Origin of the sequence: Pseudoflavonifractor capillosus, assembly GCF_016899775.1 — a bacterium.
GTDB lineage: Bacteria > Bacillota > Clostridia > Oscillospirales > Oscillospiraceae > Lawsonibacter.
The window spans coordinates 1-16,633 of record NZ_JACJJE010000006.1 but is presented as its reverse complement, the minus strand read 5'-3'; the positions used below and the strand labels follow the sequence as shown (position 1 = coordinate 16,633).

At 62.5% G+C, this 16,633-nt stretch carries 16 protein-coding genes; 8 read left to right on the top strand and 8 right to left on the bottom strand.

Features of this window, described 5'->3' with window-relative positions; translation table 11 throughout:
• Positions 1-19 precede the first annotated feature (19 nt).
• Both H6B31_RS03115 and H6B31_RS03110 read right to left on the bottom strand, forming a co-directional pair.
• On the bottom strand, positions 20-859 hold the full coding sequence (locus H6B31_RS03115; protein ID WP_204897167.1) for a 3-hydroxyacyl-CoA dehydrogenase family protein: 840 nt from the start codon (positions 857-859) through the stop codon (positions 20-22).
• A gap of 496 nt (positions 860-1,355) precedes the next feature.
• A complete protein-coding gene (locus tag H6B31_RS03110; protein ID WP_204897166.1) occupies positions 1,356-2,048 on the bottom strand; it encodes a hypothetical protein in 693 nt (230 codons plus the stop codon).
• A 186-nt stretch (positions 2,049-2,234) separates the two neighbouring features.
• Here H6B31_RS03110 and H6B31_RS03105 point away from each other — a divergent pair, with 186 nt between their 5' ends.
• The 7 genes from H6B31_RS03105 to H6B31_RS03075 all read left to right on the top strand — a co-directional run bounded on the left by H6B31_RS03105 (position 2,235) and on the right by H6B31_RS03075 (position 10,747).
• Positions 2,235-2,561, top strand: a complete 327-nt coding sequence (locus tag H6B31_RS03105) for an MGMT family protein (RefSeq protein ID WP_204897165.1) — start codon at positions 2,235-2,237, stop codon at positions 2,559-2,561.
• Positions 2,562-2,697: 136 nt separating this feature from the next.
• The gene (locus tag H6B31_RS03100) at positions 2,698-3,075 is read left to right on the top strand and encodes a BlaI/MecI/CopY family transcriptional regulator (protein WP_204897164.1); all 378 of its coding nucleotides are present in this window, start codon (positions 2,698-2,700) and stop codon (positions 3,073-3,075) included.
• Positions 3,068-3,931 carry a M56 family metallopeptidase gene (locus tag H6B31_RS03095; protein ID WP_204897163.1) on the top strand — a complete coding sequence of 288 codons (864 nt, stop codon included), beginning with the start codon at positions 3,068-3,070 and terminating at the stop codon, positions 3,929-3,931. The genes H6B31_RS03100 and H6B31_RS03095 overlap by 8 nt, the downstream gene beginning before the upstream one ends.
• A 13-nt stretch (positions 3,932-3,944) precedes the next feature.
• Entirely contained in the window at positions 3,945-5,114 is a 1,170-nt protein-coding gene (locus H6B31_RS03090; RefSeq protein ID WP_204897162.1) for a hypothetical protein, read from the top strand.
• 63 nt (positions 5,115-5,177) lie between these two features.
• On the top strand, positions 5,178-7,256 hold the full coding sequence (locus H6B31_RS03085; RefSeq protein WP_204897161.1) for a hypothetical protein: 2,079 nt from the start codon (positions 5,178-5,180) through the stop codon (positions 7,254-7,256).
• Between the two features lie 29 nt (positions 7,257-7,285).
• Entirely contained in the window at positions 7,286-8,827 is a 1,542-nt protein-coding gene (locus H6B31_RS03080; RefSeq protein ID WP_204897160.1) for a hypothetical protein, read from the top strand.
• A 39-nt stretch (positions 8,828-8,866) separates the two neighbouring features.
• Positions 8,867-10,747 carry a hypothetical protein gene (locus H6B31_RS03075; protein ID WP_204897159.1) on the top strand — a complete coding sequence of 627 codons (1,881 nt, stop codon included), beginning with the start codon at positions 8,867-8,869 and terminating at the stop codon, positions 10,745-10,747.
• A gap of 67 nt (positions 10,748-10,814) precedes the next feature.
• On the opposite strand, the gene H6B31_RS03070 is transcribed toward H6B31_RS03075, so the two are convergent.
• Positions 10,815-12,068: a peptidase U32 family protein gene (locus H6B31_RS03070; protein ID WP_204897158.1), complete on the bottom strand. Its 1,254-nt coding sequence runs from the start codon at positions 12,066-12,068 to the stop codon at positions 10,815-10,817.
• 22 nt (positions 12,069-12,090) lie between these two features.
• Positions 12,091-13,239, bottom strand: coding sequence for an endolytic transglycosylase MltG (mltG, locus tag H6B31_RS03065; protein WP_204897157.1), 1,149 nt, complete (start codon positions 13,237-13,239; stop codon positions 12,091-12,093).
• A 123-nt stretch (positions 13,240-13,362) separates the two neighbouring features.
• On the opposite strand from mltG, the gene H6B31_RS03060 reads away from it, so the two are divergent.
• The gene (locus H6B31_RS03060) at positions 13,363-13,530 is read left to right on the top strand and encodes a hypothetical protein (RefSeq protein ID WP_204897242.1); all 168 of its coding nucleotides are present in this window, start codon (positions 13,363-13,365) and stop codon (positions 13,528-13,530) included.
• A 58-nt stretch (positions 13,531-13,588) separates the two neighbouring features.
• On the opposite strand, the gene H6B31_RS03055 is transcribed toward H6B31_RS03060, so the two are convergent.
• The 4 genes from H6B31_RS03055 to H6B31_RS03040 are packed head-to-tail and all read right to left on the bottom strand — an operon-like array spanning position 13,589 to position 16,142.
• The gene (locus H6B31_RS03055) at positions 13,589-14,170 is read right to left on the bottom strand and encodes a 5-formyltetrahydrofolate cyclo-ligase (RefSeq protein ID WP_204897156.1); all 582 of its coding nucleotides are present in this window, start codon (positions 14,168-14,170) and stop codon (positions 13,589-13,591) included.
• Complete coding sequence (locus H6B31_RS03050) at positions 14,145-14,690, bottom strand: DJ-1 family glyoxalase III (protein ID WP_204897155.1); 546 nt, start codon at positions 14,688-14,690, stop codon at positions 14,145-14,147. The genes H6B31_RS03055 and H6B31_RS03050 overlap by 26 nt, the downstream gene beginning before the upstream one ends.
• A gap of 43 nt (positions 14,691-14,733) precedes the next feature.
• Entirely contained in the window at positions 14,734-15,402 is a 669-nt protein-coding gene (locus H6B31_RS03045; protein WP_204897154.1) for a dTMP kinase, read from the bottom strand.
• Entirely contained in the window at positions 15,402-16,142 is a 741-nt protein-coding gene (locus H6B31_RS03040; RefSeq protein ID WP_204897153.1) for a WecB/TagA/CpsF family glycosyltransferase, read from the bottom strand. Before H6B31_RS03040 ends, H6B31_RS03045 begins: the two co-directional genes overlap by 1 nt.
• Positions 16,143-16,633 lie beyond the last annotated feature (491 nt).

Sequence of the window (16,633 nt, the reverse complement as noted above, 5' to 3'; positions counted from 1 at the left end):
TCCAGTCCTCCTAAATTTTTTACTTCTTGGAATAATCGTAGAAGCCCTTGCCGGATTTGACGCCCAGCAGACCACCGCGGACCATCTTCTTCAGCAGCAGGGCAGGACGATACTTGGAATCGCCTGTCTCATCGTACAGGGTGTTCATAATGGCCAGACAGATGTCCAGGCCGATAAAGTCACCCAGGGCCAGGGGACCCATGGGGTGGTTGGCGCCCAGGCGCATGGCCTTGTCGATGTCCTCCACCGAGGCGGTGCCGGACTCCACCAGGCCGATGGCGTCGTTGATCATGGGGATGAGCAGCTTGTTGACCACAAAGCCGGGGCCCTCGGCTACCTCAACGGGCTCCTTGCCGATATCCTGGGCCAGCTTATAGGTGAAGTCAAAGGTCTCCTGGGGGGTGTTCACGCCCCGGATGATCTCAATGAGCTTCATGCTGGGCACAGGGTTGAAGAAGTGCATGCCGATGAGGGGATGCTTCAGGCCGTGGCCCATCTCCGTGATGGACAGGGAGGAAGTGTTGGTGGCAAAGACGGTCTCCGGTTTGCACAGCTCGTCCAGGCGGTGGAACAGTTCCTTCTTGGGACCCATTTCTTCCGCAATGCACTCGATGACCAGATCGGCATCCGCCGCCGCGGACTCCTCCTCCACAAAGACGTTGGCCATAAGGGCGTCCTTGGCCCCCTGGGGCATTTTCCCCTTGGCCACGCGCTTCTGGAGAGATGCGTCCAGTTCATCCCGGTGACGCTGGGCGGAGGCGATGCTGCTGGCGTACATAAGAGCGGTATGGCCGTTGGCGGCAAACACCTGAGCGATGCCGCGGCCCATGGTACCGGCGCCGAAAATTGCAACCTTCATTGTCTTTCCTCCTAAAATTTGATTTCCTTCGGACAGATATCCTGACCGTTTTGACGGGACACAAGCAGTTTTGTTAGAAAATTAACAAACGATGACCAGAAAAAGCGCAACACAGAGAATCTCCCTGTTGTTGCGGTGGGCATAAATCGGTCTGAACTGATTATGTACCGTTCAAATTATATCGTTTTTTAGGGCGATAAGCAAGGGGAAAGTATACTGGCATTTTATACAGTTTTTCCAGTTAAAATTCTGTTAATTTATGAGATTGGACAAATTTCAAGCGGAATAAAATCTCCCGGTGTTTTGGGATGAGGGAACGGAATTTTTCGCAAAAAAGCTTGGAATCCAAGGGGGCCGGACCCAGGAAAAATTCTCCTCTCCCCAAGACGAAACAGGGCTAAAGCTCATCCATTTTTCTGGAAAAACTGGTTTTTCCGGGGAACCAATGGGAGGAGGCAGCCGCCCCCTCCCCGCTCCCGCCGCGCCGGATGCGGCCTCAGTCCTCATTCAGGGGCACCGGCGCGGGAACCTTCTCCGGGTCGGTGTTGTCATAGGCCTGGGACAGGGCCTCCAGGGCCACGTCCTGATCGGACAGGAGCGCGGTCATCCGGTCCAGGCACTTGTTGGCCTTCTCCAGCTGGTCGGCCGCGTGGGAGACGGTGGACTCCACCTCGCTGCGCAGAGCGTCGTACTCCCGCTCCACCCGGCCCATCCACTGCTCCATGCTCCGGCGCAGGTCCTTGGCCTGGCCGTTGGCCTGGTCCAGAATGTTCTGGGCCCGGCAGTGGGCCTCCAGCTCCACACCGGCGGTGCGCTCCTTCACGGCCTCATAGGCGGCGGCCTCCGGCTCCAGGGCTGCCACTTTGTCCTTCAGGCTGTCCCGCTCCTGCCGGAGGGCGGCCAGCTCCCGCTCCTGTGCCTCCTCCCGGTCCTGGCTGGCGGCCAGGGCCTGCTGGGCCTGCTCCAGCTGCTGGCTCAGGCTGTCTCGCTCCCGGTGGAGGATGGAGAGCTGTTCCTCCTGCTCCGCCGTCTTGGCGGCCAGCTGCCGCCGCTCCTCCTCAGCCGCTTCCAGGTTCTGCTGCAGCTCCTGCTGCCGCTGGGCGTTCTCCGCCGACATCTTCTCCAAATAGTCCAGCACATCCTGCCGGTTAAAGCCGCCCAGGGCGGCGCTTCGAAATGGATGGTCCATGGGGCACCTCGTCTCCGCCCCGCTTCGGGGCATTTTGTCAGTATTTGAATTATTGTACCACACTCTTGGGGGAAATACAATTCTTTTGCACGGACGGGGAAAGCAACGGTTGCGCGGTGAGGACGCCTGTGCTAAGGTAGGAGAGAAGACAGCGGCAGGCCAGCACGCGGGAAGGGAGGCGCTGACATGGCGTCCAGCTTTTATCAGGCGGTCTATCAGGTAACCGCACAGATCCCCGCCGGTCGGGTGGCCACCTACGGTCAGATCGCTTTTCTGGCCGGACGGCCCCGGGCCAGCCGGATCGTGGGGGGCGCCATGGCCCGGGCCCCGGAGAGGCTCCCCTGCCATCGGGTCATCTACGGAGACGGCCGCCTCAGCCCGCCGGACGTGTTCGGTGGTCCCGGCATCCAGCGGATGCTTCTGGAGGCGGAGGGCATCCCCTTCCTCCCCGACGGCCGGGTGGACCTGTCCCGGTGTCGGTGGGACGGGGCTACGTCCTCCTCTCCGCTCTGAGAATAGACAGTTGAATTGCCCCGAACGAAGCGCCGTTCGGGGCGATTTTGTCATTACTCTGTAACTTGACCGGGATTCACTTCAAGTGTAGTATGTTCTTATCAACTACATTTGACGTAAATTGGAGCGATGCACTATGAAACGACTGCCGGACACCGAACTGGAAGTGATGAAGGCCCTGTGGGCCTCCGGGCCGGACACCCCCCGAGCCGCCCTGGACCACGCTTTGACCGACTTTCAGTGGTCCCCCAACACCATCAACACCTATTTGAACCGCCTGGCGGACAAGGGCTTTGTGTCCGTGCGCCGGGAGGGAAAGAGCAACCGGTACACCCCCCTGGTCTCCCGGGAGGACTATCTGGCCTTTGACAGCCGGATGGTGCTCTCCCGGCTGTACGGCAGCTCCCCCCGGAACTTTGTGGCCGCCCTGGCCAAGGGAGGGCTGGAGCAGAAGGACCTGGAGGACCTGCGGGACCTGCTGGACGAGCTGAGCGGGGGCGAATCCCATGAGTGACTTTCTGATCCACCTGGCCGCCCTCTCTCTGGGCGGAGGGGCGGTGGCTCTCATCCTGATGCTCACCGCCCGGTTCACCCACGCCCGGTACGCCGCCCGGTGGCGGTGCTGGGTCTGGCTGGTCCTTTGCCTGCGCCTGGCCGTCCCACTCCCGCTGCTCCCCGACCGCCCCGCACAGCAGGCGCCCATTCAGCTGCCCGTGGTGGAGGACCGGGTGGTGCTCCGGCCCGCGCAGCCCGCAGCCTCCTCTTCCGCTCCGGTGGAACCGGAGGCCGGAGCCGCCCCTGCCCTGTCCCTCTCCCAGCTGATCTTCGGTCTCTGGCTGCTGGGGGCCGCGGTGGTCCTGATTTGGAACCTGCTCTCCCACCTGCGCTTCTGCCGGTATCTGAACCGCTGGGCCGCCCCCGTCCGGGACGCGGACATTCTGGCCCTCTACAACGCCCTGGGCAACCAGCTGGGGCTGGACCGCCGCCCCCGCCTGCTCTCCTGCCCCGGCCTGGCCGTCCCCATGCTGGCCGGGCTGTTCCGGCCCGCCCTTCTCCTTCCGGAGAACCCGCCCGCCGGGGACGCCCTGCGGTTTTCCCTCCTCCACGAGCTCACCCACTTCCGCCGCAGGGACATCTTCCGCAAGACCCTGGCCCTGTGGGTGCGGGCCCTCCACTGGTTTAACCCCCTGGTGTGGCTCACCGCCCGCACCATGGACCGGGACATTGAGCTCTCCTGTGACGAGAGCGCCCTGAAACACCTCCCGCCGGCGGAGCACGCCGCCTACGGCCGAACCATTTTAAGCGCCGTGTCCGCCCTCACCGGGGCGGGCAGACCACAGTCTGCTTCCATTTCCGATTCAGAAATTTAAAGAGAGGTGCCCTATGTCTACTTCTATCTTTCACTCCCCCTTCACCACCGCGCTTTCCGGATCGGCCAGGGAGACGGAGGACCGCATCCGCAACATCTTTCAATATCAAAAGAAGCGCCCGCCGGTGCCGGCCCTGTTTCTGGCCTGCGCCCTGGCCCTGTCCTGCGGCTCCCTAGTGTCCTGCCAAGCCCAGGAAACCGGGACAGATATCCCATTCCCCAATTTTACGGCTCTGCCCGGAGAGCCGTTGGACGTGGTGATACCCACTACGTCAGCGCAGGACTATAATGATACCAATATTGCGTTCCTGGATAACCTGGCTGCAAACGGCCTAGGAATAGACGATCCCCCCACCACTCCGGTAAATTTGGAGGACTTCTCCCAATCAGAGAGCTGGAATGAGACGGTGTGGCTCCTGTCCCAGGACACAGAGCGGGACGCGGCGCTCTACGGCGTCATTCAGTTTGATGACTACACCCCCGGCCTGAACGCCTCCGACAAGCTATACGGGGTCATCGTCCACTCCGGAAAACACAACGCCTACTGCTCCCTGGATTGGAGCGCCAATCTATGGGCCTATGAAGCCCCGGAACTGTGGTGCGGGGATTTTGACGGGGACGGGCGGGAGGAGCTGGCCTTTGCCCTGGCCTATGAACATGGCTCTCAATCTTGGGTGGAAGGTCTACACCTGTTTGAGCCGGACACTATGAGGGACCGCACGCCCAATCCGCGCACGCTGGAAACTACTATTTCCGCCTCCTATGACCCGGAAACCTTGGCCCTCTATGTGGCCACGGATAACCAGCTGCTGATTCTGGACGAGAGCTGGGTGGAGGGGGCCCCCATTTTGGAGGGCACCCTCTGGGGCGGCAGCCAGGTGGAGTTCTACCTGCGGGACGGCGCAATCTGGTGCACCCTGGCCCTGGTCCCCTCGAAAGCCCCCCTGTCCAACCCGGTGGTTGTAGATTGTCCGGTGGTTTTCCAGGATGGATCATACGTCTTGGGCGACCCGGAGCTGTCCGCCCGAAGCCTGCCCGCCTCCGCGGAATCCGCCTCCGGCGCCGACCGGCTTCTGTGGATCGCCGAGGACGGCCAGGTCATGCAGGCCGCCACTCAGGAGGAGTACGAGGCGGGCGGCACGCCCTATGGAGACGAGGACGGCTACCTCTTCTACCGCTTCTAAGGCCCTGCCTCCGTATCTCCTATCTTCTATCTCCTAACTCCTATCTCCAAAAGAGGTGTTTTCATGTCCCGCAGACTGCTCCGCTCCCTCCCCCGCTCCCCCTTCTCCACTCCCCTGTCCGGCTCGGCCAGGGAGACGGAGGACCGCATTCGGAATATCTTCCAGTATCAAAAGAAACGCCCGCCTATCCTGCTTCTGGTCCTGGCCTGCACCCTGGCTCTGCTGTGCGGGGGGCTGGTGTCCTGCCAGCCTGCCCATGCGGAGTCTTCCATCCTGGTGATGGATACCCAATACTACGACACCCGGGGAAATTATATCGAAATCCCCATGCTGGCCCTGCCCGGCGGCGTGGAGCCGGACGAGGGGGTGACCGCCATCAACCAGGCCCTGGCGGAACTGAAAGGGGACTACGCCCCGCTGCTCTCCCTCCTGGAGAGCGGGTCACCCGATGCGCTCAATGCGCAGACGTATCCGGAGTATGTCCCCGTGATCGAAAATCACTGCCTGCTCTACCCCACCCAGACGGACCGGTACTTGAGTCTGGTCTTCTTCCGGGACGCGTATTCCACCGACTTAAACTCCGGCCATGTGCTCACCCTGGTCTATGACCGGCAGGAGGGGCGGCAGCTTACGTTAGAAGACGCGCTGTCCATCGTCGGACAGACCGAGGAGGGGCTCTATCAGGCGCTGGCCAACCAGTACGCACCGGAGCTGGAGCGGCAGTCCCAGGAGCTCACCCAAAACCAGGCCCCGGAGAACCCGCCCGTGGACCTGGCCATCCAGTTCCCGACGCTGGAGGGCTTCCGCATGGGGGCGGACGGCCAGCCCATCTTCTACCTCACCGCCCGGGTAGACGACCGGGAAGACTGGGTCAACGACGCGGTCAGCGGCTCGGACAACCTGTATGTCTGGTCCGGCGGCGTCTTTTCCCTCTACAACCAGTACGCGGCGGACGGCCTTCACCCCCTGGTCCCGGCGGAGGAACTGCTTCAGATGGACCCGCCCCTGTGGTGCCAGTGGTATTTTAACGGCGGGGAGCCGGAGGGCGGCTTTGCCGCACCGGCCTCCGCCTCCCCGGAGACCGGCGGTCCGTCGGCGCTGTCCCCCGACCTGAACCACAACGGCATTCCGGAGGAGGTGCGCCTGGTGAGGGACGGCGGCGATTCGGAAATTCAGTTGTGGGAAGACGGCCAGCAGTTTCTCCGGCTGATCTCAGGAGACTGCCTGTGCACGCTGGACGGGATGGACTACCTGCTGCGGTTTGCCACAGTGGAAAATGAAAACGTCCCGGGCAGCTTCCAATACTACTATGCGCTCTCAGACCACTCCGGCGAGTTTGGGGAGACTATCCAGTGGAACAGCGTCAACTTTGATCTCAACTTTTACGCCCCCTTCCACCAGTTCGACCCGGAGGACATCGCCGCCTTTGTGGAGGAGCTGGATGAGCTGCTGGCTCACAGCGTCCAGCTGTCCGAGGCGGACGGGTCGCTGCGGACGGAGCCCGCCCCGGCGGTGGATCTGAGCTGGCTGGACGATTTTCCAGACTACTTTACCCCCAGCGCCGGAATGTCCCTGGCCGAAACGCTGACGGCCTTCCAGGAGGCCCTGACCCAGGCCCAGACCCCTCTGGGGGCAACGGCGGCCCTTCCCCTGGAGGAGCCCCTCCAGATGACGTTCCGCAGCGGCGCGGGAGCCTGGTCCACCGTGCTGGAGCTCCGCCCGGACGGCTCCTTTACCGGGAACTACCACGACTCTGACCTCACTTTCGTGTCGGTCTGCCAATTTCACGGGACCTTCCGGGACTTCGTGCAGCTCACCGATTCCTCCTGGCTGCTCACCCTGGACGAGTTGGTACTGGACACGGAACGCCCGGTGGGGGAGGAGTGGGACCAGGAGGGCTATCACTACATCTCCAGCGCCCCCTACGGCTTTGACGACGAGGAGGGGAACGCCCTTTCGTCCGGGGCGCAGTTCATCCTCTATACCCCGGAAGCCACAGGCCACGCTCCCGGAACGGAGCTCTACGGTGCGTACGACTTCTGGACCTGGTGGCCTGAGCGCCACACCCTCCACTCGGCCAGCGACACTTTGAGGTGCTACGGCCTCTACAACCTGGAGGGAGGAACCGGCTTCTTCTCCTGATCTCTCGACCTCTTGAAAGGAGCTTTTCTATGCCGCACAATTTCCCCCGCTCTCCCTTCTCCACCCCCCTGTCCGGCTCGGCCCGGGAGGCGGAGGAGCGCATTCGGAATATCTTCCAATACAAAAAGAAGCGCCCGCCCCTGCTGTTCTTCGTCCTGGCCTGCATCCTGGCCCTGTCCTGCGGGGGGCTGGTGTCCTGCCAGCCCGCTTCGGGCGGAAGCGTCTCCCCCGCCGCCGGGCCGGGCATCGCCATGGCCATTCAGTACTATGACACCAGCCTCAACTACATTGAGGTCCCCACCCTGGTCCCACCAGAGGGCGGAGAACTCAACGAGGCGGAGGCCTCCATCAACCGGGACCTGGCAGAGCTGGCACAGGAATACGCCTGGGTCCAGGACTCCCCGGGGGAGGAGACTGTCTACACATCCCAGCAGTGCCTCTTCTACCCCACCCAGACGAGCCGGTATCTGAACCTGATCCTTTTTCAGAGCTACGGCAGCTACGGCACCGACGGAGACATCCGCACCTGGTGCTATGACAGGGAGGAGCAAACCCTGGTGACCACCCAGCAGGCCCTGGAGCTGGCCGGGCTTACCGAGGACCTGCTCTGCTCCGGCCTGGACCAGTATGTGACCGACAACACGGACAGCGTTCTCCCCGATACCCTCACCCCCGTCTCCATCCTGGAGCCCGCCCACATTCTGGGCTTCCGCATCTGCGGGGACGGCCATGTGGTGTTTTACCTGTCCGTCACCACCGGCTTTGCCCCCACCGAAACCGGCGGGGAATACGACCCTTGGGCACACCTCTACTGCTGGGACAACGGCTCCCTCTCCCGCTATGACTATGCCGCCCAGACAGCGGCCCCCTTGGTGCCGCCGGAGGAACAGCTGGACCAGCTGTTTGGGGTGGACGCGCCCCTGTGGTGTCAGTGGTATTTTAACGGCGGGGAACCGGAAGGCGGATTTGTTACCTCCAGCTCTCCTGCCCCCGATTCATCCGAATATCCCGGCGGCAGCTCCGTCGTTCCAGCTCCTCCCAACCAGGAGCCCGCCTCTGAGGACATTGGGGACACCAGCGCCAGTCCCGTCACAGGGGAGGACTACGGCCTGTGGAACCTGGAGTACTCCTTGTGGCGGGATGGATGGGATGCCCCCGCCGGTCTGGGGATAGAGACCAGCACTCTGTTTTTTGACGAACCCGGGACCCGCATCGAACGGCCCGGCGAGAGCCTGACCCAGAACGAGGAGGACTACTGGCTCACCTATGAATGGGAAAATTTTTCCGCCGGCTACTATCACCTAGCCTCTGACGGCTCTGAAACCCTGCGCTTCATCGACACCACCCGCACCGACGTGGCCACCTGGCGGGGCGTGCGGGTGAGGGACAGCCGGGAGGACGTGCTGGCCGCTTACCCGGAGGCCAAATCCCACTCGGACCGGAACCCCTCCCTCAACGAGGAGAACTGCCTGTGGATCGCGGAGGATTTAGAGCAGGACCGGGGACTGGCACTCCTGTTCTATCTGGATGGGGACACGGTGCGCCAGATCACCCTGACCCGTCTTCTATAAGGGGCCAGGCGCCCCCCACTCTGCAAAGGAGTATGCGCTATGAAAAACACCTCCTTCCCCCGCTCCCCCTTCTCCACTCCCCTGTCCGGTTCGGCCAGGGAGGCGGAGGACCGCATTCGGAATATCTTCCAGTATAAAACGAAACGCCCGCCTATCCTGCTTCTGGCCCTGGCCTGCGCCCTGGCTCTGCTGTGCGGGGGGCTGGTGTCCTGTCAGCCCCAGTCCCCGGCTGTCTCCCTGTCCCAGGAGGAGGAGACTCTGCTGTCCCTGCTGGCGGCAGAGGACCAGTCCATCCGGGAGGAGGGGGATGAGCCCCGCCTGCTGGCCTCCATTCAACAGGGGGATTACCTGCTGGGGGCGGCCGCCTATTCCCACCGGCTGGGCGATACCCTGCTCATCGGGGTGATGGACCGGGAGACCGGGGAGCTCACCGCTCCGGTGTACCAGCAGGGGACCTACTACGGCACCCCGTATGTCACCACCTTCCAGCAAAATGGGGAGAACTGCCTGCTGTATACCCACAACGGCATGCACCAGGGCCTTTCGGAAGGCAGCTCCGGGCTGATCCGTCTGGAGGGCGACGACTTTACCTGGACCTGGCCGGTGGAGGGCGACCTGCGGGACGAGAGTTCCCAGGCTTTTGCCGACTATAAGAACTACTGGGAGGACCACCTGGCCCTGCTGGCCCCCGGCGGGGTGGATGTGTTTGTGGAGACGGACTACGATGTGCTCCGCGGCGTGGGGCCCCAGTGGGCGGTGGACCACAGTGAGAACTTCTACATCCCGGAGGAGGGGGACCTGCCCATCCCCATCCCCTACCAGACCCGGGTGTGGGTGGAGAATTTCACCCGGGACAGCCGCAACGCCTGGAGCGCCGGCAACCGCTCCGCCCTGTACCACATCGTGTCTATGAAAGCGGAGGAGCCCGTCCCCGGACAGCGGGAGGGGGACTCCCTCTACTCCCTGCTGGCCTTCTGCGACGGCCGGGCCGAAGCTGGAGAGGGCGGCTGGCTCTCCGCCGTCCTCCTCTTTGACCAGGAGACCGGACAGGTGGGCGACGTGCTGGCCTGGGCTCAGGGGGACCGGGAGGAGGTGTCACTCCCCCGGGAGACCTGGGGCGGCCTGGAGGAGCGGGACCGACTGATTGCGGAGTATTATCAAAGCCAGGGCTACTCTCAAATCTATTTCCCGGGCGAAGCGGCCCCCGAGGTCCTTCCAGAAAACGCAGTCGCCATCGAGTCCATTGTCTATGGAGATGAGATGGCCGACGGAGCGATGAGAAATATCGCCTATGAGGTGACCTTCCGAGCTTACTATGGGGAGGGCATGTCAGACTACCTTGTTTTGCAGAAAGACGGGGCTGACGGCTCCTTCCTCCGGCTGCTGGGGCAGTACCCGGCCCATACGGGAAAATCCGCCCGGGATGCCGCCTTCCAGGAGGCCTTTGGGCTGATGGACGCGGACGCCTCCCTGCTGTATGACAACGCCTCCGCTCCCGTTGGGCTGGGGGATTGGCAGGAGCCCCCCTATCTGGTCCAGGGGGGCGAGCCTGCGGTGGAAATTCTGGAAAACGGGGAGCCGATCTATAACCCAGGGGACTACTGGGACCGCTGGAGTGTGGATGGCTTCACCGCCCTGCGATATTACCACGCTTCGGAGGACCGCTGGACTGTCCAGTCTATCGAGACCACCCGCACTGACCTGCGCACCTACCGGGGAATCCAGGTGGGGGACAGCCGCTCCATGGTGCAAAACTTGTATCCGGAGCTCCGGGACGGAGACTACTGGCACCTGTACGACAGCGCGGAGGAGGATTTTCTGTGGTACTGCGACAGCTACATGGATCTGGGCCCCGCCCTGCTGTTCTTCTTTGAAAATGACCAAGTGAGCCGGATCGTCCTCTACAACATGTTTGACTGAGAGGCCGTGATACAAAAAACGCGGAAGCCCAGAGGGACTTCCGCGTTTTTCTGCATCGGATCTTATGTTACGGCGTCAGGTCCACCTGCCGCCGGAGGAGGGACAGGGGCGGGGCCGCCTGGGGCAGCTTCAGAGTGAAGCGCATCTGGGGCTTGCGCACCTGCTCCAGCACATTGCCCTCCTCGTCCCGCAGCTCCCCCACCTGGAAGGACACGGGGCGCACGTCGGGGCCCACCAGCTCCAGGGTGTCCCCGGTGGAGAACTTGTTGTTCAGGGTGAGCAGGGCGTTGCCCTCTCCGTCGCAGGAGAGCACCTTGGCCACGATCTGCCAGTCCCGGATGTACCGGGAATCCTCGGTAAACTGCCCCGGCTGTCCGTAGTAGAAGCCGGTGGAGTAGTGGCGGTGGCTGATGTGCTCCACCTCGTCCCGCCACACCGGGTCCAGGGGCTCCCCCGCCATAGCCGCGTCGATGGCGTGGCGGTAGGCTCCGGTGACGATGGCGGCGTAGTAGGCCGACTTGGCCCGCCCCTCCAGCTTGAGGGAGTTGAGTCCCGCCTCCATCAGCTCCCCCACATGGTCGATCATGCACATGTCCCGGGAGTTCAGGATGTAAGTTTCCCCATTTTCCTCAAAAATGGGGAAATACTCCCCGGGGCGCTTCTCCTCCATGAGGGCATACTGGTACCGGCAGGGCTGGGCACAGGCCCCCCGGTTGGAGTCCCGGCCCGTCATGTAGTTGGACAGCAGGCACCGTCCGGAGTAGCTCACGCACATGGCCCCGTGGGCAAAGGCCTCCAGCTCCAACTCCTTGGGGGTCTTGGCCCGGATCTCCCGGATCTCGTCCAGGGACAGCTCCCGGGCCAGAATGACCCGCTTGGCCCCCAGGTCGTACCAGGCCCGGGCACACTGGTAGTTGACCACGCTGGCCTGGGTGGATATGTGCCGCTCCACATGGGGGGCGTACTTCCCGGCCAGGGAGAACACCCCCATGTCGGCCAGGATCACCGCGTCCACCCCCAGGCTGTCCAGGTACTCCAGCCACTCAGGCAGGCGGGCTGCCTCCTCGTTCCGGGGCATGGTGTTGCAGGTGACGTGGACCCGGACGCCCTTGCCGTGACACAGCTCCACGGCGGTCTTCAGTTCCTCCGGGCTGAAATTGCCCGCGAAGGAGCGCATGCCGAAGGTGGTGCCGGCCAGATAGACCGCGTCGGCCCCGTAGGCCAGGGCCATCTCCAGCCGCTCCATGTCCCCCGCCGGGGCCAGAAGCTCAATTTTCTTCTCGTTCAAGGAAATACCTCCCAAAAACGGGCCCCGGAACATTCCGGGGCCCATTTCCAAACTGTTAAGAATTGCTGTACCGCTCCTGCGAGGCCATAAAGCTCTGCATCTCGCTGTAGGTGCGGAAGAAGTGGTGGGTGTTGTCGTCCCCCAGGGCATAGTAGTAATAGGACGTGTCTGCGGGGTTCATGGCCGCCTGGATGGACTCCATGCCGGGGTTGGCAATAGGTCCGGGGGGCAGGCCGGGATAGAGGTAGGTGTTGTAGGGGGAGTCGATGGACCGGTCCGCGTCGGTGGGCACGTTCCCTCCGTTGATATAGGCCAGGGTGGCGTCGATCTGCAGATAGCCGTTGGTGCCCGCGGAGGCGTTGGGGTTGTTCAGACGGTTGTAGATGACCGAGGCGATGGTCTCCCGGTCGCTGCCGTCGGTCTCCTTTTCAATCATGGAGGCCACCGTGAGCACCTCATGGATGGACCGGCCGCTGTTCAGGATCTCCTGGCGCATCTCGTCCGTCACCTTGGCATCAAACTGCACCAGCATCTTGTTGATGACATACAGGGGGTTCTCCGGGGTGGTGAACTCATAGGTGTCCGGGAACAGATATCCCTCCAGCCGGTGGTAGTCCCCCAGCTCGATATCCTGGAGGAAGGAGAAGGCGTAGTCGTGGTTGGCGGCCATATCCTGGAGGTCCTCCACGCTGGCCACATTCCGCTCCTCCAGCAGGGTGAAGATCTGGTCGATGGTATAGCCCTCCGGGATGGTGACGGAGATGGTGGCTTTGCTGGAGGAATTGGCGCTCATGCCGGTGAGCAGGGCCCGGTAGTCCATGTTGGTGTTCAAGGTGAAGGTGCCCGGCACCACCTCATCCTTGCTCCCGGTAAAGGTGGCAAACAGATTAAACAGAGACTTGTACTCAATGAGTCCGTTTTCCTTGAGCATGTCCGCCACATCGCCAAAGCTGTCTTCACTGGAAATGGTAACGGTAACCGTTTTCTGCTCTTTGTTCAGGGCCAGCACATCGTTGGCGGCCACCCAGCCGATACAGGCCAGCAGGGCGGAAATTCCGATGACAAACACCACATAGAGCAGAGCAAAGCTCGTCGCGGCGCGGCCTTTTTTCCGGCCGCCGCGATTCTGAGTCGTTCGGGACCGTCCGGAAGCGCGGGATCGGCGCTCCGGCTGATCGCCGGTTCTGCGTTGTTCTTGTGCCATAGGGTCAGCTCCTAACCGAGAAAAATTTTCCGCCCAGCAGAACCTGGGACAGGAAGGCGCCATAGACTATACCAGAACGCGCGGGAAGGAGAAAGCTCCCCCCGGCGAGGCAAGCGAGGTGAAATGAATATGTGTTGTGGGAACAACGGGTTTGGCGGCAGCGGCTGCCTGTGGATCATCCTGCTGATCATCATCCTGTGCTGCTGCTGCGGCAACGGGAACAGCTGGGGCGGCAACAACTGCGGCTGCAACAACGGCTGCGGCGGCTGTGACAACGGCTGCGGCTGCTGAGGTCCATCCTTGGAGGAGAGCGGGGCGTAAGCCCCGCTTTTTTCCGTATGGGCCGGCCTCAGCGGAAGAACCGGTGCATTTCCGTCAGCAAAAGGTCCACCCGCTGGTCGTGGGCCTCCCGGGGCATCTGGGCCTGAAGCACGCATTCCCGGCACAAGCCCACCGTGAAACCGGAAAATCCAGCCAGCCACCGGTCGTAGTACCCCCCGCCAAAGCCCAGACGGTACCGGTCCCGGTCGTAGCACACCGCGGGAACCAGGGCCAGCTGGATCTCCTCCCGCTTCAGCAGCGGGGCGCTCTCCGGGGGCTCCCAAATGCCGAAGGGCGCCTGCGCCATAGGGACCTCCGGCTGAAACAGGCGGACCTCCATCCCCCGCTCCGGAAGCATCCGGGGCAGGCCCACCCGCTTTCCCCGTGCGGTCAAGGTCCGGACCAGGATTTCCGTCTCGGGCTCCCGGCCTGGAATCCCCCAGAACAGGAACAGGCTGCTGGCCTCCTCCACCTGGGGCAGGGCCAGAAAGGCCTCAAACAGGACCCGGTCGCTCTCCCGGAGTCTTTCCGGGGACAGGGCGGCCAGCTGGGCGCGGACTTGGCGGCGCAGACAGGCCTTTTCCTCAGCGGTGGTAGAAGATGCGGTCATTGATGATCTTGACAGCCTCCCGGCCCCGGAGGGCCTCCACAAGCTTCAGGCCGAAGTCAAAGGAGGAGCCGCAGGCGTGTCCGGTGACGAACTTCCCGTCCAGCACCGCCCGGGCCTCGGGCAAGACCAGGGCCCTGCCCAGCTGGTCCTGCCGGGTAGGGTAGGACACCGCCTGACGGCCGTCCAGCAATCCCCAACGCCCCAGCAGAATGGGCCCGGCGCACAGCGCAGCCAACCAGATGTCCCGCCGGGCGGCCTCCTGAATGAGGGCGGACACCCGGTCGTCGTTCCACAGGTTCTCCACGCCAGTGCCGCCGCCGGGGAACACCAGCATCTCCGCCTGATCCAGATCCACTTCATCCACCGTCAGATCGGCCTGGACCGTAATGTTGTGGGCCCCGGTGACGGTGCTTCCCGACAGGGAGACCAGGGCCGTCTCCACCTCCGCCTGGCGGAGCAGGTCGGCGGGGACAACGGCTTCCGATTCCTCAAAGCCGGGGGCCAGGAATAAATAGACCATCAAAAGACCTCCTTAATTTTCATTCACACGGACAGCCCGGCTGTCACAGCAGAGGGGCCGCCAGAGACCAGACTTCTTCCTGAATGCTCTCCACCGGGCGCAGCGTGCCGGAGGCATCCACACATGGGATGACCTTCCAGCCCAGCAGCTTGGCCGCCTGAAGGGCGCTCTCCCGGCAGGAAGCCAGATAGGCGGTGTCCACCTCGTGGATGTCCCCGCGGGTATGGGTGTCCGCCTCCCGCCGGCGCAGGAGGGCCACCGCCTGGTCGGTGGGCATGTCCAGATAGAGGACCATATCGGGCCGGGGCAGTCCCAGCTTTGTATGCTCAAAGTCGTCCAGCCACCGGAGGAACTCCCCCCGCTCCTGAGGGGGGCATTTCACCGTCTGGTGGACCGCGTTGGAGGTGGTATAGCGGTCGGTGAGAATCAGGCCGCCCCGCTCATAGTACGTCCCCCACACCTTCTTGTAGGAGGCGTACCGGTCCACCGCGTAGAACGCGGAGGCGGCGTAGGGGTTGACGTCCTCCGGGCGGGGGCCGAACTCCCCGTTCAGATACATGCGGATCAGGGCGGAGGAGGGCTCGCTGTACTGGGGAAAGACCAGCTTTTGAAATTCCCTTCCCGTCTGAGAGACCCGCTGACACAGCTTTTGAAATTGGGTGGACTTGCCGGAGCCGTCCGTTCCCTCGAAGACAATCAGCTTTCCGGCCATCACAGGACCCCCTGGCGGCCCTTGCCGGTTACCCGCCGCCCGGCCGCCTTCACCAGCACCAGGGGCAGCTTGGCCATGCGGCCGATGCGCTTGGGCTCCTTTTTCAGGCGGTAGGCCCACTCCATCCCTGCCTTCTGCCACTGCTCCGGGGCGCGCTCCACGTTGCCGGCAAACACGTCCAAGGCGCCCCCCAGACCGATGGCCAGCTTGGCCCCGGTGATCAGGCCGAAGCGGGAGATCCACTTCTCCTGCTTGGGCGCCCCCAGGCACACAAACAGCAGATCAGGCTGGGCCTGTGCCACCTCCCGGGCCACCGGGTCAGAGTCCTTGAAATACCCGTCATGGGTGCCGCACAAGACGATGTTAGGGTGGCTCTCTAAAATGCGGCGGCCCGCCTCCTCGGCCACGCCGGGCTTGGCCCCCAGCAGGTAGAGGCGCCCTCCCATCTCATCCAGCACATCCAGCATGTCGCAGGCAAAATCAAATCCGGCCACCCGTCCTTTTAAGGGTGTCCCCAAAATTTTGGCGGAATACACCACCCCGATTCCGTCCGGAAGGACCAGGTCTGCCTGGTTGAGGATCTTCTGAAATTCCAGATCCTTGTCGGCGGCCAGGATAAATTCCGGATTTGGCGTAACCACATAGTGGAACTCCGGAGAGTGGAGCAGAGCCGCCCCCGCCTCCTTGGCCTCCTCCCGGGTGAGGTTGTCAAATTGTATGCCCAAAATATCGGTTTTCAATGGATGTTCCTCCATATTAAAAGTAAATGGGACAGGGTTAATCCCCTATAAGTACTTTATTGTACCATGGACAATGGAAAAAGTCCATGAAAAAGGTGCAAACACTCCCAGCACTATTTGAACTTATTGTGTATAAATTATCTAAGACAGGATGCAGACACAGCCGGACACCCATTCCCCCGCCTGCTGAGTTGTAACCCATTGCAGCCCTCGCCCTGCCTGCATGGACTTCATTCTGGTCTACCAGCCGTCTACCAGGTCTACCGCTGGGAAGCCTTGCGCGCCAAGGGTTTCCGGCGGTTTCTTTTTGCTGTTTTTCGGAGGCGGTCTACCAGATGTCTACCATGGTAATTTTTTGAGGGAGAAACCCGCGGATTTCTCCCTCTTTTTTTGTTTTGAGCACGTTTTGGAGCATGCAAGGGGCGTTATGCTGTCATAGTTGGCTGAAAATCCCTTTTTCTTCTAGTTTAAGGGAGTTTCTTCCTTGTTTT

Bases quoted from the DNA above. Each gene is read 5' to 3' on its own strand.
- H6B31_RS03115 (WP_204897167.1), bottom strand. From the start codon at position 859: ATGAAGGTTGCAATTTTCGGCGCCGGTACCATGGGCCGCGGCATCGCT.
- H6B31_RS03110 (WP_204897166.1), bottom strand. From the start codon at position 2,048: ATGGACCATCCATTTCGAAGCGCCGCCCTGGGCGGCTTTAACCGGCAG.
- H6B31_RS03105 (WP_204897165.1), top strand. From the start codon at position 2,235: ATGGCGTCCAGCTTTTATCAGGCGGTCTATCAGGTAACCGCACAGATC.
- H6B31_RS03100 (WP_204897164.1), top strand. From the start codon at position 2,698: ATGAAACGACTGCCGGACACCGAACTGGAAGTGATGAAGGCCCTGTGG.
- H6B31_RS03095 (WP_204897163.1), top strand. From the start codon at position 3,068: ATGAGTGACTTTCTGATCCACCTGGCCGCCCTCTCTCTGGGCGGAGGG.
- H6B31_RS03090 (WP_204897162.1), top strand. From the start codon at position 3,945: ATGTCTACTTCTATCTTTCACTCCCCCTTCACCACCGCGCTTTCCGGA.
- H6B31_RS03085 (WP_204897161.1), top strand. From the start codon at position 5,178: ATGTCCCGCAGACTGCTCCGCTCCCTCCCCCGCTCCCCCTTCTCCACT.
- H6B31_RS03080 (WP_204897160.1), top strand. From the start codon at position 7,286: ATGCCGCACAATTTCCCCCGCTCTCCCTTCTCCACCCCCCTGTCCGGC.
- H6B31_RS03075 (WP_204897159.1), top strand. From the start codon at position 8,867: ATGAAAAACACCTCCTTCCCCCGCTCCCCCTTCTCCACTCCCCTGTCC.
- H6B31_RS03070 (WP_204897158.1), bottom strand. From the start codon at position 12,068: ATGTTCCGGGGCCCGTTTTTGGGAGGTATTTCCTTGAACGAGAAGAAA.
- mltG (WP_204897157.1), bottom strand. From the start codon at position 13,239: ATGGCACAAGAACAACGCAGAACCGGCGATCAGCCGGAGCGCCGATCC.
- H6B31_RS03060 (WP_204897242.1), top strand. From the start codon at position 13,363: ATGAATATGTGTTGTGGGAACAACGGGTTTGGCGGCAGCGGCTGCCTG.
- H6B31_RS03055 (WP_204897156.1), bottom strand. From the start codon at position 14,170: ATGACCGCATCTTCTACCACCGCTGAGGAAAAGGCCTGTCTGCGCCGC.
- H6B31_RS03050 (WP_204897155.1), bottom strand. From the start codon at position 14,690: ATGGTCTATTTATTCCTGGCCCCCGGCTTTGAGGAATCGGAAGCCGTT.
- H6B31_RS03045 (WP_204897154.1), bottom strand. From the start codon at position 15,402: ATGGCCGGAAAGCTGATTGTCTTCGAGGGAACGGACGGCTCCGGCAAG.